Origin of the sequence: Bifidobacterium leontopitheci, from assembly GCF_009193355.1 — a bacterium.
GTDB classification, from domain to species: Bacteria; Actinomycetota; Actinomycetes; order Actinomycetales; family Bifidobacteriaceae; genus Bifidobacterium; species Bifidobacterium leontopitheci.
This window is the reverse complement of record NZ_WBVT01000077.1, coordinates 1-1,575: the sequence shown is the minus strand read 5'-3', so window position 1 is coordinate 1,575 and position 1,575 is coordinate 1. Positions and strand designations below refer to the sequence as shown.

Here is a 1,575-nt window from a genome sequence, read left to right as displayed (position 1 = left end):
GGCACGGCGATGGTACTGCACTTGTGAGGGTGTGGGAGAGTAGCACGCCGCCGCATTCACCGTTGGATTGAGGCCTTCCGGTCGAGCAAAGCTCCCGGAAGGCCTCAACCATATCCAAACCCAGAACACCACAAACATGCACAAACAACCCAAGTACTCGGGTCGCACAAACCTTCCTTAGGATTGTTCCAAAGTGTCGCGCAAGCGGGTCTTTTTGTGCGTTCTGGCTTCACACTGCACAGCTGCATGGTCCTGAATCGCAGGAACCGTTCGTCGGCATTGTTGCCGACATAATATCCGTTATCGGATGCAAGCGTAACTGGTCATCCGAATACTTCAATCGCGGCAACCGTACGCAGTCGGTCTTCATCGATGAGGTCACGTCCATATGCGTCAACGAACAGTCCACGGTAGGCGTCCGTGTGCAGGTTGAATCGCAGCGTCCACAATGCCCAGTACACATCCACATGCCGGTCGCTCACGCCCGCGCAATCCAAATCCACGAAACCACTGAACCGCCAATCGTCCAGGATTACGTTCGGCAGGCAATAATCCCCATGAATCAATGCATTCGCCTGCAAGGCCGTCCCATGGTCGCGCACGATCGCATAGATTGCGTCAACTGTCGTGTCCCCGTAGATCTCGGTGTAGAACGACGTATCCCAATGACCGACGTCATGATTGCGCTGCGCTGTCGCAAGATAGTCGCCGAGCCGGCCACGATCGGGACAACCCATGAAGTTCAGCTCATGCAATGCCCGCAGCCGGTGCGCCAGAAGCACGGCCAGTCGTTCCGGCTCGCGCAGGTAGCGTGGCGCGGTGCAGTCTTCGCCAGGAATGCGTGCGGTCACCAGCCAGTCGTGCCCATTGTCGTCAGTGCCGTAGTGCAGCACCGGAGCAGCGAGCTTCTTGTCGTGGAAGTATGCGGTGAGTCGGGCCTCGTGCCGTAGTGTACCGGCCGCTGCGGTTTTGATGAAATAGCCGCCGTTCTTTGCCGAGTAGTACACCCGCGCTTCGGGCGACGAACTGCTGTCGAACAGGCCGCTGTCGGCGATATACGGTCTGACTGCTGCCGGGAGCGGCAATGTCGCGGGATCGATGGGAGTGCGTCGCATGGCTGCCTTCTTGGGATATTTGGGATATTCGATGATGGATACCGCCTATCACGGTATACGGATATGGTTTCGGACAGCGGCCGGGGTTGTGCGACACGCCGTTTGGGGTTGTTGTTTGGTGGTGTGGTGGCTGGTGTTGGGGGTTGTGGGGTGTTGTGGGGGTGTTTTTCCGGTTTTGCGACACGCCGGTGGTTGTTAGTGTTTGCAGTGGTTTTGGGGGTGTGGGGTGTGCCCTGGTTTGCGTTGTGGTGGGGGTTGGTGTAAGTTATTCATTCGCTGCCGCTGAGCGGTCGGGGTTCCTCCTGGTGGGGTTTTCCGGGGCCGGCTTGGCGTGTGGTGGTGGTTTGAGAACTCAAGAGCGTGTTTGTACTGCTTTTTTACAAGCTTTTTTGATTGCCAGTCCATTGGCGGCCCGCCGGTTTGGTGGTGGGTGCCCGAGGGGGTTGAACGCCGATGGGGT

General features: G+C 58.0%; 1 protein-coding gene. It reads right to left on the bottom strand.

The genetic code is table 11. From position 1 onward, the window contains the following. Positions 1 to 323: 323 nt before the first annotated feature. Positions 324 to 1,115 carry an aminoglycoside 3'-phosphotransferase gene (locus F7D09_RS10975; RefSeq protein WP_152235521.1) on the bottom strand — a complete coding sequence of 264 codons (792 nt, stop codon included), beginning with the start codon at positions 1,113 to 1,115 and terminating at the stop codon, positions 324 to 326. Positions 1,116 to 1,575 lie beyond the last annotated feature (460 nt).